Annotated in this window: 31 protein-coding genes and 1 pseudogene; 20 read left to right on the top strand and 12 right to left on the bottom strand. The window is 64.7% G+C overall.

Annotated features, from left to right (window positions below):
- The first annotated feature begins 5 nt into the window (after window positions 1-5).
- The 4 genes from fliG to NR187_RS03790 are packed head-to-tail and all read left to right on the top strand — an operon-like array spanning window position 6 to window position 3,520.
- Entirely contained in the window at window positions 6-1,103 is a 1,098-nt protein-coding gene (gene fliG / locus NR187_RS03805) for a flagellar motor switch protein FliG (RefSeq protein WP_256805737.1), read from the top strand.
- The gene (locus NR187_RS03800) at window positions 1,103-1,726 is read left to right on the top strand and encodes a FliH/SctL family protein (RefSeq protein ID WP_256805736.1); all 624 of its coding nucleotides are present in this window, start codon (window positions 1,103-1,105) and stop codon (window positions 1,724-1,726) included. Before fliG ends, NR187_RS03800 begins: the two co-directional genes overlap by 1 nt.
- 3 nt (window positions 1,727-1,729) lie before the next feature.
- Window positions 1,730-2,080 carry a flagellar motor switch protein FliN gene (gene fliN, locus NR187_RS03795; protein WP_211382323.1) on the top strand — a complete coding sequence of 117 codons (351 nt, stop codon included), beginning with the start codon at window positions 1,730-1,732 and terminating at the stop codon, window positions 2,078-2,080.
- A gap of 54 nt (window positions 2,081-2,134) precedes the next feature.
- On the top strand, window positions 2,135-3,520 hold the full coding sequence (locus NR187_RS03790; RefSeq protein WP_256805735.1) for a sigma-54-dependent Fis family transcriptional regulator: 1,386 nt from the start codon (window positions 2,135-2,137) through the stop codon (window positions 3,518-3,520).
- A 93-nt stretch (window positions 3,521-3,613) separates the two neighbouring features.
- On the opposite strand, the gene NR187_RS03785 is transcribed toward NR187_RS03790, so the two are convergent.
- Window positions 3,614-3,946: a GYD domain-containing protein gene (locus tag NR187_RS03785; protein ID WP_211382321.1), complete on the bottom strand. Its 333-nt coding sequence runs from the start codon at window positions 3,944-3,946 to the stop codon at window positions 3,614-3,616.
- Window positions 3,947-4,541: 595 nt separating this feature from the next.
- On the opposite strand from NR187_RS03785, the gene NR187_RS03780 reads away from it, so the two are divergent.
- Window positions 4,542-5,690 (top strand): M20 family metallopeptidase, encoded by a 1,149-nt coding sequence (locus NR187_RS03780; RefSeq protein WP_211382320.1) that lies wholly within the window; start codon window positions 4,542-4,544, stop codon window positions 5,688-5,690.
- A 104-nt stretch (window positions 5,691-5,794) separates the two neighbouring features.
- Here the strand turns inward: NR187_RS03780 and NR187_RS03775 are convergent, their stop codons facing one another.
- The 4 genes and pseudogenes from NR187_RS03775 to NR187_RS03760 form a co-directional block, all read right to left on the bottom strand.
- Window positions 5,795-5,950, bottom strand: a complete 156-nt coding sequence (locus NR187_RS03775) for a hypothetical protein (RefSeq protein ID WP_211382319.1) — start codon at window positions 5,948-5,950, stop codon at window positions 5,795-5,797.
- Window positions 5,951-6,035: 85 nt separating this feature from the next.
- Window positions 6,036-6,620, bottom strand: a complete 585-nt coding sequence (locus NR187_RS03770; RefSeq protein WP_211382318.1) for a flavin reductase family protein — start codon at window positions 6,618-6,620, stop codon at window positions 6,036-6,038.
- A gap of 31 nt (window positions 6,621-6,651) precedes the next feature.
- Window positions 6,652-6,780 (bottom strand): annotated as a pseudogene (locus NR187_RS03765) (ABC transporter ATP-binding protein); the annotation flags it as partial.
- A 164-nt stretch (window positions 6,781-6,944) separates the two neighbouring features.
- The gene (locus tag NR187_RS03760) at window positions 6,945-8,111 is read right to left on the bottom strand and encodes a cytochrome P450 (RefSeq protein ID WP_256805734.1); all 1,167 of its coding nucleotides are present in this window, start codon (window positions 8,109-8,111) and stop codon (window positions 6,945-6,947) included.
- Between the two features lie 281 nt (window positions 8,112-8,392).
- Between NR187_RS03760 and NR187_RS03755 the strand changes: the two genes are divergently transcribed.
- Together NR187_RS03755 and NR187_RS03750 are read left to right on the top strand one after the other, a co-directional pair.
- The gene (locus NR187_RS03755) at window positions 8,393-8,989 is read left to right on the top strand and encodes a Crp/Fnr family transcriptional regulator (protein ID WP_211382316.1); all 597 of its coding nucleotides are present in this window, start codon (window positions 8,393-8,395) and stop codon (window positions 8,987-8,989) included.
- A gap of 84 nt (window positions 8,990-9,073) precedes the next feature.
- Window positions 9,074-9,727, top strand: coding sequence for a hypothetical protein (locus NR187_RS03750; protein WP_211382315.1), 654 nt, complete (start codon window positions 9,074-9,076; stop codon window positions 9,725-9,727).
- A gap of 227 nt (window positions 9,728-9,954) precedes the next feature.
- On the opposite strand, the gene NR187_RS03745 is transcribed toward NR187_RS03750, so the two are convergent.
- The 3 genes from NR187_RS03745 to NR187_RS03735 form a co-directional block, all read right to left on the bottom strand.
- Window positions 9,955-10,737, bottom strand: coding sequence for a helix-turn-helix transcriptional regulator (locus tag NR187_RS03745; RefSeq protein ID WP_256805733.1), 783 nt, complete (start codon window positions 10,735-10,737; stop codon window positions 9,955-9,957).
- Window positions 10,738-10,853: 116 nt separating this feature from the next.
- The gene (locus NR187_RS03740; protein WP_211382313.1) at window positions 10,854-11,213 is read right to left on the bottom strand and encodes a DUF2200 domain-containing protein; all 360 of its coding nucleotides are present in this window, start codon (window positions 11,211-11,213) and stop codon (window positions 10,854-10,856) included.
- Window positions 11,214-11,226: 13 nt separating this feature from the next.
- On the bottom strand, window positions 11,227-12,432 hold the full coding sequence (locus NR187_RS03735) for an LLM class flavin-dependent oxidoreductase (RefSeq protein WP_256805732.1): 1,206 nt from the start codon (window positions 12,430-12,432) through the stop codon (window positions 11,227-11,229).
- A gap of 280 nt (window positions 12,433-12,712) precedes the next feature.
- Here NR187_RS03735 and napE point away from each other — a divergent pair, with 280 nt between their 5' ends.
- The 6 genes from napE (at window position 12,713) to NR187_RS03705 (ending at window position 18,258) form a co-directional block, all read left to right on the top strand.
- Window positions 12,713-12,898 carry a periplasmic nitrate reductase, NapE protein gene (napE, locus tag NR187_RS03730; protein ID WP_256805731.1) on the top strand — a complete coding sequence of 62 codons (186 nt, stop codon included), beginning with the start codon at window positions 12,713-12,715 and terminating at the stop codon, window positions 12,896-12,898.
- A gap of 27 nt (window positions 12,899-12,925) precedes the next feature.
- The gene (locus NR187_RS03725; protein ID WP_211382311.1) at window positions 12,926-13,240 is read left to right on the top strand and encodes a chaperone NapD; all 315 of its coding nucleotides are present in this window, start codon (window positions 12,926-12,928) and stop codon (window positions 13,238-13,240) included.
- A 16-nt stretch (window positions 13,241-13,256) separates the two neighbouring features.
- Complete coding sequence (gene napA / locus NR187_RS03720; protein WP_256805730.1) at window positions 13,257-15,770, top strand: nitrate reductase catalytic subunit NapA; 2,514 nt, start codon at window positions 13,257-13,259, stop codon at window positions 15,768-15,770.
- Window positions 15,767-16,237 carry a nitrate reductase cytochrome c-type subunit gene (locus NR187_RS03715; RefSeq protein WP_211382309.1) on the top strand — a complete coding sequence of 157 codons (471 nt, stop codon included), beginning with the start codon at window positions 15,767-15,769 and terminating at the stop codon, window positions 16,235-16,237. The genes napA and NR187_RS03715 overlap by 4 nt, the downstream gene beginning before the upstream one ends.
- A complete protein-coding gene (locus NR187_RS03710; protein WP_211382308.1) occupies window positions 16,234-16,875 on the top strand; it encodes a NapC/NirT family cytochrome c in 642 nt (213 codons plus the stop codon). Before NR187_RS03715 ends, NR187_RS03710 begins: the two co-directional genes overlap by 4 nt.
- Before the next feature lie 267 nt (window positions 16,876-17,142).
- Window positions 17,143-18,258, top strand: a complete 1,116-nt coding sequence (locus NR187_RS03705) for an ATP-dependent RecD-like DNA helicase (protein ID WP_256805729.1) — start codon at window positions 17,143-17,145, stop codon at window positions 18,256-18,258.
- Window positions 18,259-18,345: 87 nt separating this feature from the next.
- On the opposite strand, the gene NR187_RS03700 is transcribed toward NR187_RS03705, so the two are convergent.
- Window positions 18,346-20,043, bottom strand: coding sequence for a tetratricopeptide repeat protein (locus NR187_RS03700; RefSeq protein ID WP_256806201.1), 1,698 nt, complete (start codon window positions 20,041-20,043; stop codon window positions 18,346-18,348).
- Window positions 20,044-20,289: 246 nt separating this feature from the next.
- Between NR187_RS03700 and msrA the strand changes: the two genes are divergently transcribed.
- The 4 genes from msrA to NR187_RS03680 all read left to right on the top strand — a co-directional run bounded on the left by msrA (window position 20,290) and on the right by NR187_RS03680 (window position 22,257).
- Window positions 20,290-21,000 carry a peptide-methionine (S)-S-oxide reductase MsrA gene (msrA, locus tag NR187_RS03695; protein WP_256805728.1) on the top strand — a complete coding sequence of 237 codons (711 nt, stop codon included), beginning with the start codon at window positions 20,290-20,292 and terminating at the stop codon, window positions 20,998-21,000.
- 59 nt (window positions 21,001-21,059) lie between these two features.
- A complete protein-coding gene (msrB, locus tag NR187_RS03690; RefSeq protein ID WP_211382304.1) occupies window positions 21,060-21,479 on the top strand; it encodes a peptide-methionine (R)-S-oxide reductase MsrB in 420 nt (139 codons plus the stop codon).
- Between the two features lie 108 nt (window positions 21,480-21,587).
- Window positions 21,588-21,752, top strand: coding sequence for a DUF3309 family protein (locus tag NR187_RS03685; protein ID WP_211382303.1), 165 nt, complete (start codon window positions 21,588-21,590; stop codon window positions 21,750-21,752).
- A 214-nt stretch (window positions 21,753-21,966) separates the two neighbouring features.
- Window positions 21,967-22,257 carry a hypothetical protein gene (locus NR187_RS03680; RefSeq protein WP_211382302.1) on the top strand — a complete coding sequence of 97 codons (291 nt, stop codon included), beginning with the start codon at window positions 21,967-21,969 and terminating at the stop codon, window positions 22,255-22,257.
- Between the two features lie 94 nt (window positions 22,258-22,351).
- Here NR187_RS03680 and NR187_RS03675 read toward each other — a convergent pair whose 3' ends face one another.
- Together NR187_RS03675 and NR187_RS03670 are read right to left on the bottom strand one after the other, a co-directional pair.
- Window positions 22,352-22,894 carry a DUF4112 domain-containing protein gene (locus NR187_RS03675; protein WP_256805727.1) on the bottom strand — a complete coding sequence of 181 codons (543 nt, stop codon included), beginning with the start codon at window positions 22,892-22,894 and terminating at the stop codon, window positions 22,352-22,354.
- 60 nt (window positions 22,895-22,954) lie between these two features.
- Complete coding sequence (locus NR187_RS03670; protein WP_256805726.1) at window positions 22,955-23,380, bottom strand: DUF5413 family protein; 426 nt, start codon at window positions 23,378-23,380, stop codon at window positions 22,955-22,957.
- A gap of 145 nt (window positions 23,381-23,525) precedes the next feature.
- Here NR187_RS03670 and NR187_RS03665 point away from each other — a divergent pair, with 145 nt between their 5' ends.
- The 3 genes from NR187_RS03665 to NR187_RS03655 all read left to right on the top strand — a co-directional run bounded on the left by NR187_RS03665 (window position 23,526) and on the right by NR187_RS03655 (window position 24,573).
- Window positions 23,526-23,768 (top strand): hypothetical protein, encoded by a 243-nt coding sequence (locus tag NR187_RS03665; RefSeq protein WP_256805725.1) that lies wholly within the window; start codon window positions 23,526-23,528, stop codon window positions 23,766-23,768.
- Window positions 23,769-23,805: 37 nt separating this feature from the next.
- Window positions 23,806-24,036: a hypothetical protein gene (locus NR187_RS03660; protein ID WP_256805724.1), complete on the top strand. Its 231-nt coding sequence runs from the start codon at window positions 23,806-23,808 to the stop codon at window positions 24,034-24,036.
- A gap of 261 nt (window positions 24,037-24,297) precedes the next feature.
- A complete protein-coding gene (locus NR187_RS03655) occupies window positions 24,298-24,573 on the top strand; it encodes a hypothetical protein (RefSeq protein ID WP_211382297.1) in 276 nt (91 codons plus the stop codon).
- Between the two features lie 74 nt (window positions 24,574-24,647).
- Here NR187_RS03655 and NR187_RS03650 read toward each other — a convergent pair whose 3' ends face one another.
- Complete coding sequence (locus tag NR187_RS03650) at window positions 24,648-26,264, bottom strand: hypothetical protein (RefSeq protein WP_211382296.1); 1,617 nt, start codon at window positions 26,262-26,264, stop codon at window positions 24,648-24,650.
- Window positions 26,265-26,282: the final 18 nt, after the last annotated feature.

Below are 26,282 nucleotides of genomic sequence, written 5' to 3'. Positions count from 1 at the left end.
CTGACATGGCCGCAGCCTTGCAAAACGCCAACAGCAACGACATCACCAGCGTGATCTCCACGCTCGGTCAGCGTGCCAACACCCGGTCCAAGGACGGCAAGCCGGCCGAGCAACTGGTCGGACCGAAGCGTGCCGCGATCCTGATGCTGGCGCTGGGCGAGCAGTATGGCGGCAAGATCTGGGGCCTGCTCGACGACGACGAGGTGCGCCAGCTCTCGCTGGAGATGTCGACCCTCGGCACCGTCGAGGTCGACACCGTCGAGGACATGCTGCTCGAATTCGTCTCGCGCATGTCGGCCTCCGGCGCGCTGATGGGCAATTTCGACGCCACCGAGCGGCTGCTGCAGCAATACCTGCCGCCGGAGCGCGTCAACGGCATCATGGACGAGATCCGCGGCCCCGCCGGCCGCAACATGTGGGAGAAGCTCTCCAACGTGCAGGAAGAGGTGCTGGCCAACTATCTCAAGAACGAATATCCGCAGACCATCGCCGTGGTGCTGTCGAAGCTGAAGCCGGAACACGCCGCCCGCGTGCTCGGCATCTTCCCGGAGGACCTCGCGCTCGACGTCGTCAACCGCATGTTGAAGATGGAGGCGGTGCAGAAGGAGGTGATCGAGAGCGTGGAGAAGACGCTGCGCACCGAATTCATGTCCAACCTGTCGCAGACCCGCCGCCGTGACGCCCATGAGGTGATGGCGGAGATCTTCAACAATTTCGACCGCCAGACCGAAACCCGCTTCATCACCTCGCTGGAAGAGGACAACCGCGAATCGGCCGAGCGCATCAAGGCTCTGATGTTCACTTTCGACGACCTCGTGAAGCTGGATTCGGGCTCGGCCCAGACCCTGATGCGCAACGTCGACAAGGACAAGCTCGGCGTGGCGCTCAAGAGCGCCAACGAGGACGTCCGCAACTTCTTCTTCGTCAACATGTCCTCGCGCGCGGCCAAGATGCTCCAAGACGACATGGCGGCGATGGGGCCGGTGCGGCTGCGCGACGTCGACGAGGCCCAGGCGCTGCTGGTCAACCTCGCCAAGGATCTCGCCGCCAAGGGCGAGATCATGCTGACCAAGAACCGCGCCGACGACGAGCTGGTGTATTGATGGCGGCTCCGGCAAAATTCCTGTTCGATACCGACTTCGCCACGCCCGAGCGGACGACGCGCGAGAAGGCCGCGACCGCGGCCGAGATCGCCCAGAAGATCGCCGAAGCCGAGGCGCGCGCCTATCAGGACGGCTTTGCCGCCGGCCAGCGCGAAGCCAAGGCCGAGAGCGACCGCCGCGTCGCCCTCGCCATGGAAGAGATCAACATCGCCATCCGGAGCATCGCCTCCGGCATCGGCAACATCGAATCCAAGATGGAGACCGAGGCGGTCGACGTCGCGGTCGCGGTGGCGCGCAAGCTGTGCGCCGATCTGGTCGCCGCCGAGCCGCTCGGCGAGATCGTCGCGCTGGTCAAGGACTGCTTCTCGCATCTCGTCGCGACGCCGCATCTGGTCGTCCGCATCAACGATGCGCTCTACGAGGCCGCGCGCGAGAAGATCGAACGGCTCGCCAAGCAGAGCGGCTTCGAAGGCCGGCTCGTGATCCTGGCCGAGCCTGAAATTGCCACCGGCGACTGCCGGATCGAATGGGCCGATGGCGGCGTCGTACTGGAACGCGGCGCCATCGCGGCCAAGATCGACGAAATGGTGGGACGCTATGTTGCGTCCCGCAGGGGGAGCTAAGCCATGAGCGACACCGACGGACAGGTCCCGCTGCCCGATCTCAACGGCCCGATGCCGCCGACCGGCACCGACGTCGGCTACACCGAGGACGAATATGCGGCGCGCGCCGCCGCGGACCTCGAAGCCGTGTTCGACGTGCCGGTGCAGGTCTCCGCCGTGCTCGGCCGCTCGAAGATGGACGTCAGCGAGCTGCTGAAGCTCGGACCCGGCACCGTGCTCGAGCTCGACCGGCGCGTCGGCGAGGCCATCGACATCTACGTCAACAACAAGCTGGTCGCGCGCGGCGAAGTCGTCCTGGTCGAGGACAAGCTCGGCGTGACCATGACCGAAATCATCAAGACCGAACGCGCGTAAAGCGAAAATAGGGAATGACGCGCGGCAGCGCGACTAGACGGACAGGAGACTGACATGCGGCTTCTCATCGTTGGCACATTGAAGGGCCAGCTCACCACCGCCACCAAGATCGCGATGGAGAACGGCGCCACCGTGACCCATGCCGAGGATCACGAGCAGGCGATGCGCGTGCTTCGCGGCGGCAAGGGCGCCGACCTCCTGCTGGTCGACGTCGCCCTCGACATCCGCGACCTCGTGATGCGGCTCGAGGCCGAGCACATCCACGCTCCGATCGTCGCTTGCGGCATCACCAACGACGCCCGCGCCGCGGTCGCCGCGATCCATGCCGGCGCCAAGGAATACATCCCGCTGCCGCCGGATCCCGAGCTGATCGCCGCGGTGCTGGCCGCGGTCGCCAACGATTCTCGCGAGCTGGTCTATCGCGACGAGGCGATGGCGAAGGTCGTCAAGCTCGCCCAGCAGATCGCCGGCTCCGACGCCTCGGTGATGATCACCGGCGAATCCGGCACGGGCAAGGAAGTGCTGGCCCGCTACGTACACACCCGCTCGACCCGCTCCAAGCGCCCGTTCATCTCGATCAACTGCGCCGCGATCCCCGAGCACCTGCTGGAGTCCGAGCTGTTCGGCCACGAGAAGGGCGCCTTCACCGGCGCGATCGCCCGCCGCATCGGCAAGTTCGAGGAGGCGACCGGCGGCACGCTGCTGCTCGACGAAATCTCGGAGATGGACGTCCGCCTGCAATCGAAGCTGCTGCGCGCGATCCAGGAGCGCGTGATCGACCGCGTCGGCGGCACCAAGCCCGTGCCGGTGGACATCCGCATCATCGCGACCTCGAACCGCAATCTGGCCGAGGCCGTGCGCGAAGGCTCGTTCCGCGAGGATTTGCTGTTCCGCCTCAACGTCGTGAATTTGAAGATCCCGCCGCTGCGCGAGCGTCCCCTCGACATCCTCGAGCTCGCCCAGCATTTCGTGAAGAAATATGCCGAAGCCAACGGCGTGCCGATGCGCCCGATCTCGGCCGAAGCGCGCCGCGTGCTCTCCACCAACCGCTGGCAGGGCAACGTCCGCGAGCTCGAAAACACCATGCACCGCTCGGTGCTGATGGCGCGGGGCGACGAGATCGGGGCGGACGCCATCCTCACCCCGGACGGCGACCGCCTTGACCTAGCCAAGACACCACCGGCCGTGGCGCATGCCACCATGGCCGCCGAGCAGGTGACGCGCGCTCTCGTCGGCCGCACGGTTGCCGACGTCGAACGCGACCTGATCCTGGAGACGCTGAGGCACTGCCTCGGCAACCGGACCCATGCCGCCAACATCCTCGGAATCTCGATCCGGACGCTGCGCAACAAGCTCAACGAATATTCCGACGGCGGCATCCCGATCACGCCCGCGGGTACGCCGGGCGAGTATCCGCGGATGCCGATGGTCGGCGCATGAGCCCGGCGCCCGGCATTCATGCGAAACGCATGGATGCCCGGGACGACCCGGCCACGGCGTTTGGCTTCATCTCGAAGCTGAGCTCGCGTCGACCTACTTGCCCGGCGGCACGTAGGTACTTGCAAGCTTCGCGGCCTTTTCCGCGATAGTCTTGAACTCACTCATCTTCCAGGCGCGTACCGTCTCGATCTTGGCAATGGCGCCGCTTGCAGCGGCGGCCATTCCGATGGCGACGGCATCCGCCCCGTCGGGCAACTCGGTAACCAGCAACGCGTCATGCGAGCCGGTCGTCATGAACGCTCCCTGGAGCTTCCCGCCGGCCTTCTCGACCATCGCGCCGATGACCGCGGTGCGATCCGCCGGCTTGTCGACCAGTCCCTTGATACCGGAATTCGAGTATGAGACGTACGAGATGAACAACGGCATGTTTCTCTCCGTCGAGGTTACAGCAATGAGAATGCAGCCCTAGAGAAGCCGCTCTGAAACGAGAGCACGGCATGGCCTGCCGACGGCATGCGAGCTGCCTTGAAAATCGAGCTACGGACTTCGGCACGTCCAACTGGCAGCTTGTGCTGACTATAGCCGACCCCACGATGCCGCGCGAACGGTAAGCCAAGCGGACCCATCAGGAGCGCCGCTATTCTGCCGGCCGGGAGCAATCTGCTTCTCGGCGGTCCGGCCGCGGGGCGCCGAGTGAAGCAGTTCACAATCGAAGTACCGCACGATCGCAAGCGTCCTCGATCGGCGCGACGTGATGTCGGCCAAAGCCTCATGCCTCGCGAGACGTCCTTCACATCGAAAGGGCATGCCATGAAGAACTCGTCGTGGACCATCTTCATCGGCGCGCTGACCGTCGCAACGCAGCTTTGCGGTGTGGAAGCGATGGCGGAGCCAAACCGATAAGGTTGTGCATCGCTCGATCCGGCTACTGGGGCGAACACATGGCGGCACCGCATCCGGCGACTAGGTCGCACCGGCGCAAGGCTCTATAACCCCGCGTGAGAACCATGCGAGGATATACATGTCTGAAGCTCAAATCACGGATTGGCTGGCGTCGCAGCGGCAGGCGATGATCGATCTCTTGCGCGATGTCGTGAACATCGATTCCGGATCCTATGACAAGGAAGGCGTCGATGCGGTCGGAGCGCGGTTCGAGCGGCATTTTTCCGAGCACGGCATTCCGTTCCGGCGCGAAAGCCACGCCACATTCGGCGATGCGATCCATGCCGATGTCGCCAAACCCGGCAGCAACGAGAAGCCGGTGCTGTTGATGGGCCATCGCGACACCGTGTTCGGCAAGGGCGAGGCCGGGCGGCGTCCGTTCACGATCCAAGGCACCCGCGCCTATGGTCCCGGCGTTGCCGACATGAAGTCCGGCGTCGTGATGAACATCTTCGTTGCCACCGCCTTCCATAAATTCGGCGGCAGCCCGCATCCGATCAAGGTGCTGATCACCTCGGACGAGGAGATCGGCTCGCCCTCGTCCCGCCCCGTGATCGAGCGCGAGGGACGCGCCGCGCGCGCCGTGTTCAACTCCGAGCCGGGCCGCCCCACCGGCAACATCGTCACCGGCCGCAAGGGCGGCATCTTCATGCATCTTGCCATCACCGGCAAAGCCGCGCATTCCGGCGCCAATTTCGCCGCCGGCGTCAGCGCCATCGGCGAGCTCGCGCACAAGATCGTGCAGATCCATGCACTGACCGATCTCGACAAGGGCATCACGCTCAATGTCGGCCTCGTCTCGGGCGGCCAGTCCGTCAACACGACCGCACCCTACGCAGAGGGGCAGATCGACATGCGCTATGTCGATCCTTCAGACCGGGCCACGGTGATGGCCGCGATCGAGACGATCGTCGCGACCTCCCACGTGCCGGGCACCAGCGCGGCGCTGACGATCAAGGGCGAGTTCGTGCCGGTGGTGCAGAGCGAAGCCTCGAAGGCGCTGTTCGAAGGCTATCAGGCGGCGGCAAGGCAGGCCGGCCTCACCACGCTGCAGGGCGAGTTCTCCGGCGGCTGCGCCGATTCCGGCTTCACCGCCGCGGTCGGCACGCCGACCATCTGCGGCCTCGGCCCGGTCGGCGGGCTCGCGCACACGCCGGAGGAATATCTCGAGCTCGACAGCATCGTGCCGCGCGCGCAGGCGCTCGCGCTGGCGATTCTGCGGGGGTGAATGACGGTGCCGTAGCTATTGCAAGGGTGGGCAAAGCGGAGCGTGCCCACCAACTTCTCGCGGCGCAGGTGCGCCTATGCCCACCCTGCGAGACCCGCCGAGTTCTACGAATAGCTCGGCGCGTCCGGCTTGCGGAAGATGTGGATGGGGTCGCCGGGAACGATCGGCTCGCCGCGGAAGGTCGCATAGGCAAACAGCGCGAGATACGCGATCGCCAGCGCGCCGATGGCGTAGAAGGCGAGGATCGCGACGCGCTTCATGGTTCCGCTCCATGGCCGTCCCGGATGGAAGGCTCAGCGCGCTTCTAGAGCGATGAGGGAAAAAAGGCCAGCCTGGGGGCGGCGATCAAACGCCGCGCCGGCCGCGCGCGGGAACGCTGACGTCGGCTAGCGTGGCCGCGTCTTCTTCGTCCGGGTCGACCGCCACATACTGGCCGTGCCAATAGGCCAACGCGGCATTGCGGGTCGAATTCCTGACGTCCCTGACACGGCCGATGAAGATACCGTGCGAATGGCGCTCGACGATCTCCTCGACCTCGCAATCCACGGCGGACAGTGCGCCGACCAGCAGCGGAACACCCGAGACCGCCGTCACCCATCGGCTGCCTGCGAAACGATCAGCGCCCTTCAGCCCGCCCTTTCCGGCGAAGCGCTCGGCAACGTCGAGCTGGTTGGCCGCGAGGATATTCACGCCGAAGGCGCCGTAGCGGCGGATCAGCGGGAAGGACGAGGCATCCCGGTTGATGCTGACCAGCAGTGTCGGCGGATCGACCGACAGCGAGGTCACCGAGGTCACCGTCATGCCGGTAATGTCCTTGCCCCGCCCGGCGGTGATGACACTGACGCCGCCGGTGAGGTGGCGCATGGCGCCGCGGAAATCGGCGGACGAGACGGGGATTTCGGTCATGAGATCGCGAGGCACTACATTCATGGCGTGGTCCCCGAACGGGGGTTCCCCTTATTTAGGTACGATCATCCGCCGACAAAAGGTAGCCCATGATGGAGCCTTCGAGGCCGGCAAGCTCGGCGGAGCCGTGCTCCCGCGGCCGGGCTGCGTTAACCACGACGTCATGGGCGATCCTGCCCTCCTCGCCCGGCCCGGGACTCAAAAAATCCCGAAAACAACCCCATGCACAGTAGCCGGGCCCGCGAAAACAACGACTTACGTATTATCCGAAGTCGATTTGACACGTCGGGCAAAACAGGGGCAAGATGGCATCATGGCGGCGTTCGGGGTGGGCCGGGCCTTGCCGGACTAATGCAGCCATTTCACCGGCAGATTTTGCAGCCCGCGGAACGCCCAGCCGCCGAGCCGCACCGGCTCGTCATCGGCAATCTCGAGCTGCCTGGCACGCGCGAACACGGTCGGCAGCGCGACGTCGGCGATCATCGCGCGGGAGGCCCAGGCGCCGGCGCAGAAATGCGGTCCGGCGCCGAAGGCGACGCTTTTCGACGTGTCTCGTCTCACATCAAATTGGTCGGCGCGCTCAAAATGCTTCTCGTCGCGATTGGCCGAACCGAACATCAGGAACACGCGCTCGTCGGTTTCGAAGTCGACGTCGCGGATCGACCACGGCTTTGCGATGCGCCGCGGCGACATGCCGATCGGCGAGATCCAGCGGGCATATTCCTCGAACGCCTGCAACCACGACACCTCGCCGCTGCGCACGAGATCGAGCTGCGCGGGATGGGCCAGCAGCGCCCATATCGTGCCGGCGATGGCCTTGCGCGGCTCGTTCTGGCCGCCGGAAATCGCAAGCTTGACGTTGGCGCGCACGCTCTCCATCGGCATGCCGGAGGCGAGCAGCACGCCGAGAATGCTCTGGTCCGGATTCTTCGTGATCACCGGCAGGATGTCGTCGATCGCCGCATCGATGCCCGACGTCGCCGCATGGCAGCGCGCCTCGACGGCGGGATCGCCGGCGTAGTTGGCGATGCCCTCGATCATGCCCTGCGACCACGCATCCATGTCCTGGAAGCCGATGTTGGTAAGGCCGGTGATCGACTTCAGGCATTCACCGGAGAACGGCAGCGCGAAGTCGCGCATGAAATCGATCCGCCCCGGTTCGATACTGTCGATGATGCGGTCGGCATGGGCCTGGAACTGCGCGGTCCAGTGCGCCTTCACCGTCTTCGGCGACACCGTCGGAAACATCGCGCGGCGCTCGACCTGATGCGCCTCGCCGTCCTTGCGCATCATGTTGTGGCCCATCAGCCGGTTCATCAGGCCCGCGGGCTGGTGCGAGGAAAACACGTCGATCTGCTTCTCCGAGATCGAGATATCGTCGCGGCTGGTCAAAAGCGTCGAGCCGAGCTGCGGCACGAAAACGATCGGTGCTTCTTTCCGCATCCGCGCAAGCATCGGGTAGGGATCGGCCCAGAATGCGGCCGGGTCGATGTCGATGCGTGGCGCGGTGCTCAAGGCGGCCTCCCTGGATTCTCGTGTTTTCCAGGCCAGACTAGCGAAATCGGGGGCCGGCGTCTGTCCCTAGGGATAGGGACGGACGGCGTCGGGCGTGTCGTCACGAGCCGGATAACAGGCAGTCGCGATAGCGAGTTCGGCATGGCCAACAACCCCGGACATCGGCAAACGCATAAGCGAACGAAGGGCCGACTACGGACATTTGCCGCGCGTTGGTCTAGGGTTCGTCGGTGCTCCCTGAAGCAATATTAGATAGGTGACGAGGCCACAAGGCGACCAATATGGCGGACTGGCTCTCACGGAATGTTCGGATTGCTGGAGTTGAGCGCGCGCTCAAGGCCGGAGAAGTTCTATTTCGCTCGGAGCAGCGGACTGTCGGGCTCTACGAGGTGATCACCGGCAAGTTACGGCTGGTTCGCGTGGACCGCGCGGGGCGCGAGGCGCTGCTTCATGTTGCCGTGGCTGGTGAAACCCTCGCTGAAGCCTCGCTTTTCGCGCCAGCCTATCACTGCGATGCGATTGCGACGACCAACGCCGTCGTTCGCCTTTATCCCAAGGCGATAGTGCTGACCGAATTCGAGCGCAACCCGGAAACCGCACAAGCCTTCATGGCGATGCTCGCTCGCCAGGTCATGAAGCTGCGTACGCGCGTTGAACAGCGAAACATTCACTCGGCCCGTGATCGTGTCCGGCACTATCTGGCTCTCAATACCGGAGCCGACGGACGCAATGTCAAGCTGACCGGCACCCTCAAAGACCTGGCGGGCGAGCTCGGCCTTACCCATGAGGCGTTATACCGAACACTGGCCGACATGGCGGCCGCCGGTGAAATCGAAAGACTTAAGGGAAAAATCAGGCTGTCGAAGCCATTGGCGTGATCAAGATATGATCGTGATCATATGCGGATGCGGCCTCAATGGCATATTCAGGCAACAAGGGCGCGCACAGGAATGAGGTCGATCATGTCATGGTCATGGAAGTCCGGCCTTGCCGGCGTCGCGATTGTTGCCGCGACTGCGTACGCAGCAGCTCAGATGCCCAACCACACCCGTATGCATGAGCAGATGAATTCGGGAAGTCCTGATCAGCAGCATCCCATGATGCAGCAGGGTGGCCCGATGATGCACGACATGCAAAATGGGATGCATCGGCACGGCATGACGGGAACGACCGGTCAGCCGATCATGCCCGGGCAAGAAGCGTTCGGTACGATCCAGGAAGTCGTAAGTATCCTCGATGCCGATCCGACGACCGACTGGTCGAAAGTGAACATCTCGGCGCTACGTGAGCACCTGATCGATATGGACGAGGTTACGATGCGCGCGACGGCTGCGCAGCGCAATCTTGATGACGGCGTTGAGATCGCCGTGACCGGAGAGGGCCGCACACTTGATGCGATCAAGCGTATGGTCCCCGCGCATACACACGAACTCAGCCAGCTTGGCTGGAACGCCAAAACGGAAGACTTGCCCAACGGGGTCAAGCTCATCGTCACAAGCACGGACGCCAGGCAAGTCGTCAAGCTCAAGGCGCTGGGCTTCATGGGGATCATGGTGCAGGGCGCACACCACCAGCGGCACCATCTGATGATGGCGAAGAGCGAGTTCGCCCACTAAAGCGCGATGAGATTGGGATGAATCGTCATCGCGCTTCAGGTTCTTGTTTGAGCATGTTCTTTTCGGAAAACCGCTTCGCACTTTTCCGGATCATGCTCTAGCCAAGACGCCTCATGCGGTTCACGCTGGCGACATCCGCGCCAGCGTGTTCAGCTCTGTTTTGTGGCTTCTCAAAAGCGCCTCAGCCTGCCGACCATGTGCTGAATTCGGATGGGAAGATCCAATCCTCAGTTCAGGCTGCGCGGCCCGGCGAGCAGTTGCAGCACGATCGCGAACAGCTCGCTCTGCGAGGAGATGCCGAGCCGTTCATAGGCGCGCTTGCGATAGGTCAGCGTCGAATGCAGGCTGATGCCGAGCGCCTGCGAGATCGCCTCCGAGCTGAAGCCTTCGAGGATGCGCCGGCAGACCTCGCGTTCGCGCGGCGTGAGACCGGAAAGCGGCGCGCGCGTTGCGAATAAAACGGCGAGCGATTGCTCGGGCGTTGCCTTCTCCTGAAAATGACGCGCGATGCTCGCCGCGATCGCCGGTGCGATCGTCTCCAGCCGCTGGCGCTGCGCGACGCTGAAGCGGCCCTGCGCGGCGATACGGTAGAAATTGACGTAGAAGCAAGTGTCGCCAGTCCAGATCGCAGCCGCGCATTTGTCGACGATGCCGGAATCGTGGAAGAATATCTTTCGATAACGGGCGCCGTACATGCGCGGTGCGAACGCCGGCAGCATGATCGGCGCGCCGCCTTCGCCTTCGAACAGCGCATCGCGGTTGGGATCGGATTCGTGAAATTGCCCGGCATAGGCGGCGCCGAGATCCCCGCCGATCGGGATGTTGCCGGCATCGAGCAGGCAGTGTGCGGCGCCGGCCCGGCTCAGCGCGAACACCATGCAATGGCCGACATCGGCCTGCCGGCGCAGCGTATCGATCAGCACGTTTGGGAAATCGGGGCGGCCGATGGCGAGGACCGCGGAGGCGACATCGCCGGCCGCCGGATTTGCAGGCGCTCCGTGAGGGCGCATCGTTCTCTCCCTGTCGCGTTTGCCTAGGGTTTATCAGCGATGGCTGCGCGGAGGAAGGCGGGGTCGTCGGGTATCTCCCGCAACGCCGCCGAACGAGGTGGACGAAGGCTGGCGGCTCAGGAACCACTTTTCCGCAAGATCTTGTCCATTGCTTTTCCCTTGGCCAGCTCGTCGATCAGCTTATCCAAATAGCGGATCTCCTGCATCGTCGGTTCTTTGACATCCTCGACCCGGACGCCGCAAACCACGCCTTTGATCAGGGCTCGCGACGGATTGATGTTTGGGGCCTTCGCAAAGAAGGTTTCAAAGTCCGTCTTCTCTTTCAATTGAGCTTCCAGCTCCTTCTGACCATAGCCTGTCAACCAGGAGATGACCTGATCGACCTCTGCCTTGGTCCGTCCCTTCTTCTCTGCCTTCGCAACGTACAGCGGGTACACGCTTGCGAAGCTCGTCGTATAAATCCGGTGTTTTGCCACGATCAGCAGTCCCCTACCCCGCCGCAGCCTTCGCCGGCGCGACGTTGATGGCGAGCTTGCCGTAGCGGTCCGAAAAAGCCTCGGTGTCGATCTCTTCCAGCTTGATCTCGCCGCTCATCACGCCCTGCTTCCAGACAGCCTGTGCCGGATCGTTCTGGAACTCCGGCATCACCTCGCGGCCGAACAGCTCCAGCGATTCGCAGATGTGCTCGTGGCTGTTCTTGCCCGCTTGATTCAGCAGGATGACCTGGTCGATGTGCGAGGACTGGAAGCGCTTCAGCTTCCTGCGGATCGTCTCGGGCGAGCCGATCAGGCCGCCGCGCAGCGCGGCCTCCTGCGCTTCCGGATTGTCGCGCTTCCACTTGTTGTACTCGTCCCACATGTTGACGGTGTAGGGCGCGGGACGCTGGCGGTTCTGCGAGGCGCCGTAGAAGCGCAGCGCGAACTGGAAGAAGGTGGCGCCGTCGGCACGCGCACGCGCCTCCTCGTCGGTCTTCGCGCACATGAAGAACGACACCAGCGCCATGTTCGGGTTGATCTCGTAGTCGGCGAGTTTCTGCAGCCGCTTGGTCATCGCGTTGTAATAGGCATGCACCCAGGCGTGCGCGGCATCCGCGCTGACGAACTGGAAGCCGAGCGCGCCAAAGCCGTGGCGGCCCGCGCGCTCGATGGTCGGCAGCTGCGAGCACGCCATCCACAGCGGCGGATGCGGCTTCTGCACCGGCTTGGGCACGACGTTGCGCAGGGGGATGTCGAAATATTTGCCGTGATGCTCGGAGCCGGCGTCCTTGAACATCGGGAAGATCGCGGCCACGGCCTCCTCGAACACCTCCTTCTTGGTTTCCATGTCGCGGCCGAACGGCGTCAGCTCGGTGATCGAGGCGCTCTCGCCCATGCCGAATTCGCAGCGGCCGTTGGACAAGAGGTCGAGCACTGCGACACGCTCGGCAACGCGCGCCGGATGGTTGGTGGTGAGCTGGAGGATGCCGTGGCCGAGCCTGATGTTTTTGGTGCGCTGGCTCGCGGCGGCGAGGAACGATTCGGGTGATGGCGAGTGCGAATATTCCTCGAGAAAGTGATGCTCGACCACCCAGGCGTGGTCGTAGCCGAGCTTGTCGGCGAGTTCCATCTGCGAGAGCGCGTTCTGGTAGAGATTCAGCTCGTCGCCGGCCACCCAGGGCCGTGGCAGTTGCAGCTCGTAGAAGATGCCGAACTTCATGACGCCGTCTCTCCCAAGTTTCTTGCCCGCTTATTTTTTGTTGCAGGCATCTTAATGAGCGGGGCGGCGCTGTCTACGGAGCAGCAATTCCGCCGCGCGGGAGAACGATTCTTCGCGCCCACGTGGCAGTCCGGCGCTGCCCAGGAAGCCGGGCTGCGACATTCCGGCGACCTCGCAGATTGATCCAGATCAACGCGACAGCGGCTTGGCTGCATCTAAAATGCAGCAAGGTAACGGCCCGGATGCCGTCCCAATCCCCACATTTCAGACGAGACCGGATATGTCGGCCCCTGACGACGCGACATCGCGCGTGCGCCGTAAGCGCATGGAGATTTTCGCATTCCTGTTCCTGACCGCGATCTTGATGCCCGTCCTCGCGGTCGGAACGGTCGGCTCCTACGGTCTCGGCGTCTGGATCTACCAGATGTTCGCCGGCCCTCCCGGCCCGCCGCCTTCCCCGCATTGATCATTCGAACAGCGAAAGACAGGCATCATGGCCCAAACCGCATACAACCGCCGTGCATTGATCACCGGCCGGGTGCTCGGCGCCGACCGCGTCGTCGCGCCCCCCGGCTGCGAGATCGCCAGCATCATCGTGCAGGCCCGCCCGGAGCGTCTCGCCGATCTGGAAGCCGCGATCACCGCCCTTCCCGGCTGCGAGATCCACGGCCGCGATCCACGCGGCAAGCTCGTCGTGGTGACCGAGGCGCCGGATTCCGGCAGCCTCGGCACCCTGCTCAACACCATCCAGTCGCTGCCCGACGTCTACTCCGCGGCGCTCGTCTTCCACGCCATCGAAACCGCCTGAGCAAGGAAGAGCCATCATGACATCACCAAAGCTCGACCGCCGCCAGATGCTGAAGCTGGAGGCCGCCGCGATCGCGGCCGCCGCCGCGGGCATGCCAGTCCCGGCGCTCGCCGCGAACCTCGTCACTGATCGCGACGTCGCCGAACTGAAATGGGACAAGGCCGCCTGCCGCTTCTGCGGCACCGGCTGCTCGGTGATGGTCGCGACCAAGGACAACCGCGTCGTCGCCACCCACGGCGACACCAAGGCCGAGGTCAACCGCGGCCTCAACTGCGTCAAGGGCTACTTCCTCTCCAAGATCATGTACGGCCACGACCGCCTGACGCAGCCGATGCTGCGCAAGACGAACGGCAAGTACGACAAGAACGGCGAATTCACGCCCATCAGCTGGACCGAAGCCTTCGACATCATGGAGGTGAAGTGGAAGGAGGCGATCAAGAAGCGCGGGCCGAACGGCGTCGCCATGTTCGGCTCCGGTCAGTGGACGGTCTGGGAGGGCTATGCGGCCGTGAAGCTGTTCAAGGCCGGCTTCCGCACCAACAACATCGACCCCAATGCGCGCCACTGCATGGCCTCCGCCGTCGCCGGCATGATGCGCACCTTCGGCATCGACGAGCCGGCCGGCTGCTATGACGACATCGAGGCCACAGACGCCTTCGTGCTGTGGGGCTCCAACATGGCGGAGATGCATCCGATCCTGTGGACGCGCCTCGCCGACCGCCGGCTGTCCGCGCCGCATGTCCGCGTCGCCGTGCTCTCGACCTTCGAGCACCGCTCGTTCGACCTCGCCGACATCGGCATGATCTTCAAGCCGCAGACCGATCTCTATCTGCTGAACGCGATCGCCAACCACATCATCAAGACCGGCCGGGTCAACAAGGACTTCGTTGCCGCGCATACCATCTTCAGGCGCGGCCAGACCGACATCGGTTATGGCTTGAGGCCCGAGCATCCGCTGCAGAAGAAGGCGACAGGCGCGGCCAAGGCCAACGATTCCACCGAGATGAGCTACGACGAGTACGCAAAGTTCGTGTCGGAGTACACGCTGGAGAAGGCGGCCGAAATGTCCGGCGTGCCGCTGAACCGGCTGGAGGCGCTCGCCGAGCTCTACGCCGACCCCAAGACCAAGGTGGTCTCGTTCTGGACCATGGGATTCAACCAGCACACCCGCGGCGTCTGGTGCAACAACCTCGTCTACAACATCCACCTTCTGACCGGAAAGATCTCCTCGCCCGGCAACAGCCCGTTCTCGCTGACCGGCCAGCCTTCGGCCTGCGGCACCGCGCGCGAGGTCGGCACCTTCTCGCACCGCCTGCCGGCGGACATGGTCGTGACCAACAAGGAGCACCGCACCAAGGCCGAGCAGATCTGGCTGCTCCCGGAGGGCACCATTCCCGACAAGCCCGGCGCCCACGCCGTGCTGCAAAGCCGGATGCTGAAGGACGGCCTGATCAACGCCTATTGGGTCCAGGTCAACAACAACCTCCAGGCCGGTCCCAACGCCAACGAGGAGACCTACCCGGGCTTCCGCAACCCCGACAATTTCATCGTGGTCTCGGATGCCTATCCGTCGGTCACCGCGCTCGCGGCCGACCTGATCCTGCCGACCGCGATGTGGGTGGAGAAGGAAGGCGCCTATGGCAATGCCGAGCGGCGTACGCAGTTCTGGCATCAGCTCGTCGCTGCCCCGGGCGAGTCGAAGTCCGATCTCTGGCAGCTCATGGAATTCTCCAAGCGCTTCAAGATCGAGGAGGTCTGGCCCGAGGAGCTGATCGCCAAGAAGCCGGACGTACGCGGCAAGACGCTGTTCGACGTGCTCTACAAGAACGGTCAGGTCGACAAGTTCCCGGTCTCCGACATCGAGCAGGGTTATCTCAACGACGAGTCCAAGGCGTTCGGCTTCTACGTCCACAAGGGCCTGTTCGAGGAATACGCCGCCTTCGGCCGCGGCCACGGCCACGACCTCGCGCCGTTCGACACCTATCACCGCGAACGCGGGCTGCGCTGGCCTGTCGTCAACGGCCAGGAAACCAAATGGCGTTTCCGCGAAGGCAGCGACCCCTATGTCAAGCAAGGCACCGACGTGCAGTTCTACGGCTATCCCGACGGCAAGGCGCGCATCTTCGCCCTGCCCTACGAGCCGGCGGCGGAATCGCCCGACAACGAATATCCGTTCTGGCTCTCGACCGGCCGCGTGCTCGAGCACTGGCATTCCGGCACCATGACGCGCCGGGTGCCCGAGCTCTACAAGGCCTTCCCCGAGGCCGTGTGCTTCATGCATCCCGACGACGCGCAGGAAGCGAAGATCCGCCGCGGCGACGAGGTGAAGGTGGTCTCCCGCCGCGGCTTCATCCGCGTCCGGGTCGAGACGCGCGGCCGCGACCGGCCGCCGCGCGGGCTGGTGTTCGTGCCGTGGTTCGACGAATCCAAGCTGATCAACAAGGTGACGCTCGACGCCACCGATCCGATCTCGCTGCAAACCGACTACAAGAAATGCGCCGTGCGCATCGAGCGGGTGAACCTGTCATGATGAAACGATTTGCAATCGCCCTGCTCGCGGTCGCGGTCGCCGCAGGCGCGAGCTCGCTGACCGCGCAGACGGTGACATCGGGCCTGCGCGGTCCGACCCCGCTCAATGAAGAGGGTCCGGCGCCTCCGATGCTGCCGAACCGAAACACGTCCGAGCGAGAGGTTCGCAACTATCCGGAGCAGCCGCCGGTGATCCCGCATACGATCGACGGCTACCAGATCGACCTCAACGGCAACAAATGCCTGTCCTGCCACGCGCGGGCACGGATCGCCGAATCGCAGGCGCCGATGGTCTCGATCACGCATTTCATGGACCGCGACGGCCAGTTCCTGGCCTCGATCTCGCCGCGCCGCTTCTTCTGCACGGAATGCCACGTGCCGCAGAACACCGCCACGCCGCCCGTCAGCAACGATTTTACGGATATCGACACCTTGCTGTCGCGTGCAAGTCCGGGTGGCCGGCGATGACGACGACTGCTGACGAGCCAAAAGCCAAGCGCGGCTTCATCCCGCGCTGCCGGGATTTCGCGCTGGAGCTCTGGCAGGTGCTGATCCGGCCGAGCTCGGTGTTCGGGCTCGGCGTGCTGGTGCTGGCGGGCTTTGCGGCCGGCGTGATCTTCTGGGGCGGCTTCAACACCGCGCTGGAATTGACCAATACCGAGAAGTTCTGCACCGGCTGCCACGAGATGAAGGACAACGTCTTCGCCGAGCTGAAGTCGACCATCCACTTCTCCAACCGCTCCGGCGTGCGCGCGACCTGCCCGGACTGCCACGTGCCGCACAACTGGACCGACAAGATCGCGCGCAAGATGCAGGCCTCCAAGGAGGTCTGGGGCAAGCTTTTCGGCACGATCGACACCCGCGAGAAATTCCAGGACCACCGACTCGAGCTCGCCGCGCATGAATGGGCGCGCTTCAAAGCCAACGATTCGCTGGAATGCCGCAACTGCCACAGCGCCGATTCCATGGACATCACCAAGCAGTCGCCGCGGGCCTCGGTGGCGCACCAGCGCTTCCTGTTCACCAAGGAAAAGACCTGCATCGACTGCCACAAGGGCATCGCCCACCATCTGCCCGACATGCGCGGCGTTCCCGGCTGGCAGTAGGGGCGATCCGTTGAGCGCGCGCCTCGTCCTTCGAGACGACCGCTTTGCGGTCTGCTCTGGATGAGGCTAGGCGGCACCTCGCCTGCCGAAACTGCCGCCGCGCACTCCGCCCTCATCCTGAGGGCCCGCAAAAAGGCGGGCGTCTCGAAGGATGGGCCGCGAACAACGGCCTTGAAATGCGATGGCCCCGCGCTTGAACCAGCGGGGCGAATGGTTAGTTTTGTGGATGGCGAATCGCTCCGTTTCGCCCCCCTCCTCAAGACAGACATGGCCACTTTCACCCCGCATCAGGACGCCGCGCTCAAGGCCGTTGGCGACTGGCTCAAGGCAAAACCGGGCCGCAACGGCACGCCGCCGGTGTTCCGGCTGTTCGGCTTTGCCGGCACCGGCAAGACCACGCTGGCGCGGCACATTGCCGAGGGCGTCGACGGCGAGGTGAAATTCGCCGCCTTCACCGGCAAGGCGGCGCTCGTCATGCGCAACAAGGGCTGCGACGAGGCCTCCACCATCCACTCCCTGATCTACCGCGCCCGTGAATCCGGCGAGGAGCAGCCGAGCTTCGAGCTGTGGGACGACGCGCCGGCATCCAAAGCCAAGCTGATCGTGATCGACGAATGCTCGATGGTCGACGCCGAACTCGGCCGCGACCTGATGTCGTTCGACTGCCCGCTGCTGGTGCTGGGCGATCCCGCCCAGCTGCCGCCGATCCAGGGCGGCGGCTTCTTCACCAACACCGAGCCCGACGCGATGCTGACCGAGGTGCACCGCCAGGCCCAGGACGATCCGATCGTGCGGATGTCGATGGACGTCCGCGAAGGGCGCGAGCTCGACATCGGCCGCTATGGCGAGAGCGAGGTGGTGTCGCGCAAGGAGCTCGATCCCGATCGCGTCATGGGCGCCGACCAGGTCCTGGTCGGCCGCAACAACACAAGGCGCGCGTACAACATGCGGGTGCGTCAGCGGCAGAACATCGAGGACGTCTTCCCGGTCGCCGGCGACAAGCTGGTGTGCCTGCGCAACAACCGCAAGAAGGGCCTGTTCAACGGCGGCCTGTGGCGCGTGAAATCGCGCAACACCTCGCGCTCGAAATCGCGCATCCTCAGCATGCGGCTGTCACCCGACGAGGATCTCGGGCACAAGGTGACGAAGGTCTCGGTGCGTGCCGACTGCTTCGAAGGCGGCGTCGAGGCGATCGCCTGGGAGCAGCGCAAGCCCTATGACGAGTTCGACTACGGCTACGTCCTGACCGTGCACAAATCGCAGGGCTCGCAATGGGACGACGTCGTGCTGTTCGACGAGAGCTTTGCGTTCCAGGAGTCGAGGGCGCGGTGGCTGTACACCGGCATCACGCGGGCGGCGAAAAGGCTGAGCATCGTGGTGTGACACGCCGGTGGCGCAGGGTGGGCAAATGCGCAAGGCACCGTGCCCACCCTTTTTGAGACGCACGGCTTTCGCATCCCGACGCAGCCCTCACTTCCCCGCGACGAAATAGAAATCCTCGCGCCCCGGCGGCGAGCCGTAGGTGAACGGCTGCTGGCCGTGCCTGGTCGCGGCCCAGACGTCGTCGCGAACGATGTCGAACAGTTTTCTGATCTCGACGCGGGGCTCCTTGACGTCGCGGGCGAGCGCGGTGGCTAAGGGACTGTTGGCGCTGCCGTCGCCGTCCATCGCAGTCTCGCCGTGCTTGGCGGCGTAGACCACCATGAAGCCCGCGCCGGGCTCGATGTTGGAAAAGCCCTTGTCGACCAGCTTCAGCGACAGCGTGCGCTGCATGGTCGGCGCGAACGGATTGTCGCGGCAGGCGTCCAGCACCACGAGGCGGACTTTTCGCGCGGCACCGACGGCCGCGATCACCTGCTCCAGCGCGACGGCTTCGGTCTCGGCGTCCTTGTCGGCCGAAAGCTTGGCGTCGACCGGCACCAGATAGTTCACGCCGCCGATCTCGAATCCGTGTCCGGCATAGTAGACCATGGCCCAGTCCGCCTTCTCAGCTTCCGCTGCAAAGGCCTGCAAGGCCTGGAAGAACTTGTCGCGGGTCAGGTCGCTGGTCGACATCACGGTCTGGAAGCCGAGATCGTGCAGCACGCTCGCGATCAGTTTCGAATCGCGCGGCGGATTGGGCAGCGCATGGACGTTCTTGTAGGCGCCGTTGCCGATCACCAGCGCCACGCGGCGCCCGGTGGACCCGGCCGGCGCCTGCGGCGTCAGCGCGGCGAGCCGCTCCTGCGCCTTGGCGCGTGCGCGCGCGACGTCGAGCTCGTCGAACTTCGTCAGCGAATAGGCCGCGGCGCGATAGTCGGCGCGCGCCTGGCCGAGATCATGCTTGTGCTCATAGATCTGGCCGCGGCCGGAATGGGCGCGCACACTGTTCGGGTTGAGCTGAATGACCGTATTGTAGTCCTTCAACGCGGCATCGAAGTCACCCTTCATGAGGTTGACTTCGCCCCGATTGTTGAGCGCGTACTGGTTCTTCGGCTGCTTCTGGATCAAGCCGTCGCAGTCGGCGAAGGCCTGATCGAACCTGCCCATCATGCCGTAGGTGATGCAGCGGTTGCCGGCGATCTGCGGCGCGTTCGGATCGATCCTTTCGGCTTCCGCAAAATCCGCGATCGCGCCGTCATAGTCCTTCATCAGGGTGCGCACGCGGGCGCGGTTGGTCCAGCCGAGCAGGAATTTTGGCGCGTACCTGATCGACAGGTTGAAATCTTCGAGTGCGCTTTGCAGCGCGTTCCTGCGCAGATGAATGACGCCGCGGTTGTTGTAGGGGACACCGTAGGTCGGGCGCTTCTGGAGCGCGAGGTTGTAGTCCGCCATCGCGAGGTCGTCCTGGCCGGTCCGCTCATAGGCGAGGCCGCGCAGGTTGAGCGTCACGACATTGTCGGGATCGAGGTCGACGGCCATGGACAGGGTCTCGATCGCGTGGACGTAGTCGCGCTTGTTGATCAGCGTATTGCCGCGCACGGAGAGCGCGATGCCCTTGTCCTTGCCGGTGACGCGGTCGGCGTTGAGCAGGTTGTCGCAGGCCGTCGCGCGGGCCTTGGTCTCCGCCTGGCGGTCATGGCAGGTGGCGAGGTCGTCGCCGGCTTGCGGATCGGCGGCCGCGATCGGGCTCCAGGCGGCCAGCATGGCGAACATGACGACGAGGGTCAGGGATACGACGCGCAGCATGTTTCTCGGACCAGCTCCAGCCATCACATTTCCAAGTCGACCATCGATCGCGCCGGTTCATCTAGCGCGGAGTTCCCCGCCTCGCAAAGCCGCGCTGTCCTGAGCGGCCTTCTTCACGGACCCGTGTCCGTCAGGCCGTAACAATGGCCCGGCCGGCCCGTATCTCAGATGTCTGAAAATGCCGGGCAGGCTGTTCGCCCGGCTCCAACCGCCTTAGACTGCAGGCCTTCCGAAAGAGGATCCACCATGCGCCGCCCCGCCCTCCTGTCCTTGCTCGCCGCCGCCGCAACCACAGCTTTGGCGCTGGCTTACACCATGCCGTCCCGGGCCGCAGAGGATGCGGTCGTGATCCCGGCTCCCGCCGTGGATTCAGCACCCGCAACCGGAATCCAGACTGCCGTGATCGCCGGCGGCTGCTTCTGGGGCGTGCAGGGCGTGTTCCAGCACACCGCGGGCGTCGTCAACGCGGTCTCCGGTTATGCCGGCGGCACCAAGGCGACGGCCGATTACCAGACCGTTTCGAGCGGCCGGACCGGCCACGCCGAGTCGGTCGAGATCAAGTACGACCCGAAGAAGATCAGTTACGGAAAGATCCTCCAGATCTACTTCTCGGTGGCGCACGACCCGACCCAGCTCAACCGCCAGGGCCCCGATAGCGGCACGCAATATCGCTCGGCGATCTTCACCACCTCCGACGAGCAGAAGAAGGTGGCCGAGGCCTATATCGCCCAGCTCAACGGCGCCAAGGTCTTCAGCAAGCCGATCGTGACCAAGGTCGGGGCGCTCGAGGCGTTCTATCCGGCGGAGGCCTATCACCAGGACTATCTGACGCTGCACCCGAACCAGCCCTACATCGCCTACAACGACCTCCCGAAGGTCGAGAACCTGAAAAAGCTGTTCGCGGATAACTACATCGAGAAGCCGACGCTGGTGAGCGCCAGCAAGGCCACCAACTGATCGCAAGATCACTGAACAAGATCACTGAAAACGAGATCACCGAAAAAAACGGGAGACCCATGCCCGACACCAGGACGAAACCCACGGACGACAAGGTCCTCAAGAGCGAAGAGCAGTGGCGGCAGGAATTGTCGCCGATGCAGTATGCCGTGCTGCGCGAGAAGGCGACCGAGCGTCCCTTCTCCGGCGAGTACGAGCATGACCACCGTGCCGGCACCTATGTCTGCGCCGGCTGCGGCAACGTGCTGTTCGAGTCCGATGCCAAGTTCGATTCCGGCTGCGGCTGGCCGAGCTTCACCCAGCCCGCCGTCGAGAGCCATGTCGACGAGGAGCGGGACGTCAGCCACGGCATGATCCGCACCGAGGTGCTGTGCTCCAAGTGCAGCGGCCATCTCGGCCACGTCTTCCCTGACGGTCCCGGGCCGACCGGCCTGCGCTACTGCATCAACTCGGCGGCGTTGAAGCTCGAGCCGAAATAAGCGCTGCGCGGCGCCGGGTTCCGCCATGGAACCCGGCGCCGCGATGTGCTTTCCTTCTGTGGCGGTGCGGCCGATCATCGCGTTGCTGCGGCCGCGAGGGAGGATGCCATGTCGCTCGGGACCATCCTGATCATCCTGGTGATTATTTATCTTCTGGGCGGCATGTCCGGCCGGGTCGGCGGCTATGGCTATGGCATGGGCCATTCCGGCATGGGGATCGGCGGCCTCGTGCTGGTGGTGCTGGTCGTCCTATTGCTGCTCGGCAAGTTGTAAACCAAACAAGACATTGAATTTGCTTGGTTTATTTCTCTTGCGGGGCTGCCATGCGCGGATTCATCATCTCCCATCGCAGGGGTCGCAATTTTGTCAAATCGGCCTATATTAGAGGGCGAAAATGACATGTGCGGCGGGCCCACCCGATCGTGGCCGCAGCCCGTCAAAACCCCACGCGCTTAAAGCCCCAGACAAGATCACGAGGTCTTTGACCATGCGTCCACTGCGTCCGTTCAACTTCAACACCTCCGCCGAGCTCTTCCCCGCCGCGATCCGCAAGAAGAAGCGTGCGGGCTTCACCTATCGCCGGTTCGGCACCGCGGCCGAGGCCGTGCAGTTCGCGATGGAGCAGTTGCCGACGGATTCGCTGAACGGCGCCTATCTGCAGGTCGAGGAAGCGCGCTTCGACCAGAACGGCATCCGCTCGCTGTATGAGAGCGAAGCCTTCCCGCTGCCCCGCCGCCCCAAGCCGGTGGAAGCGACCACCGACGCCGACGCGGCGTAAGTTTTCGCAAGCCTTAAGTTTCGCAAGCATTGCGATGTGCGTTGAAAGCGCGATGTCCGAAGGGCCGTCGCGCTTTTCGCGTTTCCGGGGGAGCTCAGATCCGCGGCTGCTTGTCGAGCCAGCGCCGGAGTAGCCGCACGTTGCGCATGTTGGCGCGGAACATGACGTCGAAGGCATCGCCCGCGAGCGGGACCATGCCGACCACGCCGTCGACGGCCACGTTGCCGAGCATGCGCGCGGTGATGTACCAGGGCGCACCCAGGGCGCGGGCCTCGCGAACCAGCCACAGCGAGATCGCGGTGGTGATGATGTCGCCGACGACGGGGATCAGCCCGATCAGCCCGTCGATGCCGTAGCGGATGTTGGTGCCGGGCAGGATGAAGGCGACGTCGAGCAGCTTTGCGATCGCCTCGAGCCGCGCGATCCGCTGCTCGCGCGTCAGATTGCCGAACGGGCTCCCTTGACCGAATTCGAAGCGAAATTCGCGGAAACCCTGCTCCAGCGTTTCGGGCCGGATCTCGTGGCCCTCCTGATCGATGATCGGCCCGCGCGCTCCGGTGCGCGCAGAAGACGCGCGCGAGCCGCCTTCCGAAGGAGGCCTGCGCGGAGCAAGAATGTCGTCGTCGGGCATGGTCATCGCCTGGAGGAAACGCCGATAGGCCGCCGAGGTTGCAGTGTGCGGGCGAACGTCGCGCGCTCAGGTCGGCGCGGCCACCGGCTGCGGCTCCTCGACATATCGATGGACGAGCCAGGATGAAATCACGGCCGGCACGAAGCCGACGAGGCCGTACAGGATGAACTGCACGGCGCCCGAATCCGGTCCGCGCGAGCTGTAGGTCAGCGAGGCCAGGACGAAGGCGAACAGGCCGACCAGCAGCATCCGCAGCACAGGGCCGATCCGGCGAATGTGCACCAGGATGTCGTCGACCGCGCCGATCATCAGCGACGGCAGGAAGCCGAACAGATAGCTGTACTGCAGGGATTTGAAGAACACGGCGAACAGCTTGCCGACCTCGGCGAGATTGGTCTGGGCCCAATAGCCGGACTGATAGGTCGTCGTCAGCAGCAGCAGAAACCCGCCCACGAACGGGCCCACCAGCGCAAACACCAGATAGCGTTTCATCGAGCACCCTCACCTTTCGCCAGTGTTATAGCAGCGCCGCGGGAACCTTGAATAGCGGGGGGCGCTCTACCCCCGGGGGAACAAGCGGCAAGGCGACGAGTTCAGACAGGACCTGAATATCCATTTTGTCAGATTGGAGCCGCCGATGGCCTGCAAATTTCTCCTGGCGACGATCGCGTTGGCAGCCCTGAGCGGCCTGTCGAACGCGCCTGCTCTCGCACAAGGCCATATGGGCTCGCCGCAGGAGCAGCAGGCCTGTTCGCGGGACGCTTCGCGGTTCTGCCGCAAGGACCTCGGCAATGACGGCGCGGTGCAGGGCTGTCTGCAGGCCAACCGGGCCAAACTGTCGAAGTCGTGCAGCAAGGTGTTCCAGAGTCACGGCATGTGAGGACCGGAACCATTCCCGGTGAACGGAGAGTGAATCCATGTTGCGCGACGAACAGCTTTCGATCCTCAGGGACATCAGCCAATCGGTCGCCTTCGCCGACGATCGGCAAGGCAAGGTGGGACAATTGATCGCCGACGGCTATGTGATGAAGGACGGCGACCTGTTCGAGCTCACGGCCAAGGGCGTGACGGCGGTCGAGGAGCATCCCGCGGCGCTTGGCGCGAGCGACGCCGAACAAGCGAGCGTATCCTCCGATCGTTTGACCTGATCGCGCGCGCCCGCATTGTGCGTGACGTGCGCGCAACAATCGGGAAATCCTTTTGGCTTGCCATTGCAGCTGCGTGACAATGGCGCATACTTCGCTCGGGCGGCGCAGCACTTTTCGATTCGAACATCACGAGAGATCGAGCGACCACATGCGGGATTAATGTTCCCGGCGTGAAGGCTGTAACATGCGGCAGATCAAGCCGCGTGCGGCGCCCCAAAAACCAAGTGGCTCAAGCCCACGGAACTCGGGGACGCATTCCGCATGACACGCTACCAGACAATCGCAACTCTCTTCGCCGTCGCCACCGCCGCCATCACCCTCCAGACATCACCCGGCCAGGCCTTCTCGTCCGAAGCGCAGCAGATGTGCTCGGGCGACGCGATGCGGCTGTGCTCCAGCGAGATCCCCGACATCCCGAGGATCCGGTCGTGCATGGTGCAGAAAAAGGCGCAGGTCAGCCCCGGCTGCCGCGCCGTGATGGACCGTGAGCACGCAGCCGCAGCAACATCGCGCAAGCGGGAAGCGGCTGCACAATAGGCGCGGTTCAATTTCGGTTGGATCGTCGAGAGGTCAGTTCACCTCTCCGGAAGGAGAGGTGAACATCAGCTACCCTAGTCGCCCCACTGCGCGAACGCGTCGTTGAAGGCGCGCTCGCCGGGAGCGCCCTTCTCGATGGCGATGATGGCGCGGCGCTGGTTGGCGTAGACCAGGGGCACGTCGAACCAGGAGCGCTCCTTCAGGAGCTGAACGTTGCGGCTGCGGTCGGCGTCGACATTGGAGAGGCCGACCAGGAAGAAGCCGTCGGTGACCTTGACCGCGAGCCCTGCGAGCGGGGTGCCGCGGGCCTGCTCGTTCGACTTCATCAGGATGCCCGGCACGTTGGAGACGCTGCCGCCCGGAAAATCCTGCGGCAGGATGAAGGTCAGCTCCGCGGTGTGGCTCGCCGGGAGCGACGAATCGGTGTTGCGGCGGAACGACATCGTCATCTTGAACTTTCGGTCGGGAATCTCGATGTCGGCGCGCACGGCGACGTCGGCCTTCTGGGCGCCCGAGGCCTTGATCGGCTCGAGCCGCCACACCACCGAGCCGACATATTGCTTGCCCTTCGGATCGGACGGATCCTCGTCATAGAGCACGACCTTCTGCGCCACCGGCGCGATCGGCTGGTCGCTGGCCGAAGGCTGGCCGACGCGATCCGGAATCTTCGGCTTGCTCTGCGGCTGGGACGTATCCTTCGGCGCTTCCACGACCTGCGTCGGCGAGGACTTGAGCAGGCCGCTCGCGGTCTGGACCAGCTGCTTGCCCCAGAGAATGCCGGCGCCGACCAGGATCAGCACGATGCCGACGGCGATCGCGCTCTTGAACGGAAATACGGAGCCGGTGCGGGCGCGCTTCTTCTTGGGATCGCGGTCGAGAACCGGAATGTGCGGACGCGGCGGCTGCGACTGCGGCGCGTAGCGCTCGGCCTCCTCGATCGATTCGTCGTAGGAATACGGCGCGTCCACCCCGGCGGCGCGATTCTCCAGGCTCGGCTCGAGCCGGTCGAATTCCGGCGAGGGCGAGGGCACGTTGGCGTAGGTGCGGCGCGCGGCACGGTTGGCCTGCGCGGCGGCACCGCCGAGATCGTTGGCGTCGGCCGTGATGTCGCGGAAGCCGCGCACACCCGGTGCAGGCGGCGGCGCGGATCCCATGTCCGGGGAACGGCGCCCACCGGCGCGATCACGTCCGGCAGGCGCCGGCGGCTCGGGCATCGGCGGCGGGGCCGAAGGACCCGGCTGGCGCGGCGCGTCGAAACGGGGGGCGCGCGGCGGACGCTGGGCATCGCCCTGGTCATCGACGTTGAAGGACGGCCGGTCGGCGCGCGGCGGCGGCGGGGCCGGACGAGCGCGCGGCGGGGCAGCGGTTTGGGCGGCGGGCGAGTTGCCATCGGCGGCGCGGGTGCTGGCACGGCGGAAGGCATCGCCACTGCCGCCGCTGCGCGTGCCGCCACCGGGGCGCGAGGCTTCGCGGGCACGCTGGGCAGCTTCCGATTCGACCTTGCGGACGGCCTCTTCCAGCGACAGCCGTTCGCGGGTGATCTCGGATTCGGAGAGCGGCGGCTGCACGCTGCGCAGCTGTGCGATCAGCGCCGTGCGCGCCCGCTCATAGAGCGCGCGACGGCTTTCGCCGGGAGCGTTGGGGTCCAGGGCGGCAATAGCGCGGGCGATCAGCGGATAATAATCAGCCATTTCAACTCAACTAGCGCA

The organism is Bradyrhizobium sp. Bra64, assembly GCF_024519875.1.
Classification (GTDB): Bacteria; Pseudomonadota; Alphaproteobacteria; order Rhizobiales; family Xanthobacteraceae; genus Bradyrhizobium; species Bradyrhizobium japonicum_G.
The sequence above is the reverse complement of the archived record's forward strand: the minus strand, read 5'-3'. Positions and strand labels throughout refer to the sequence as shown.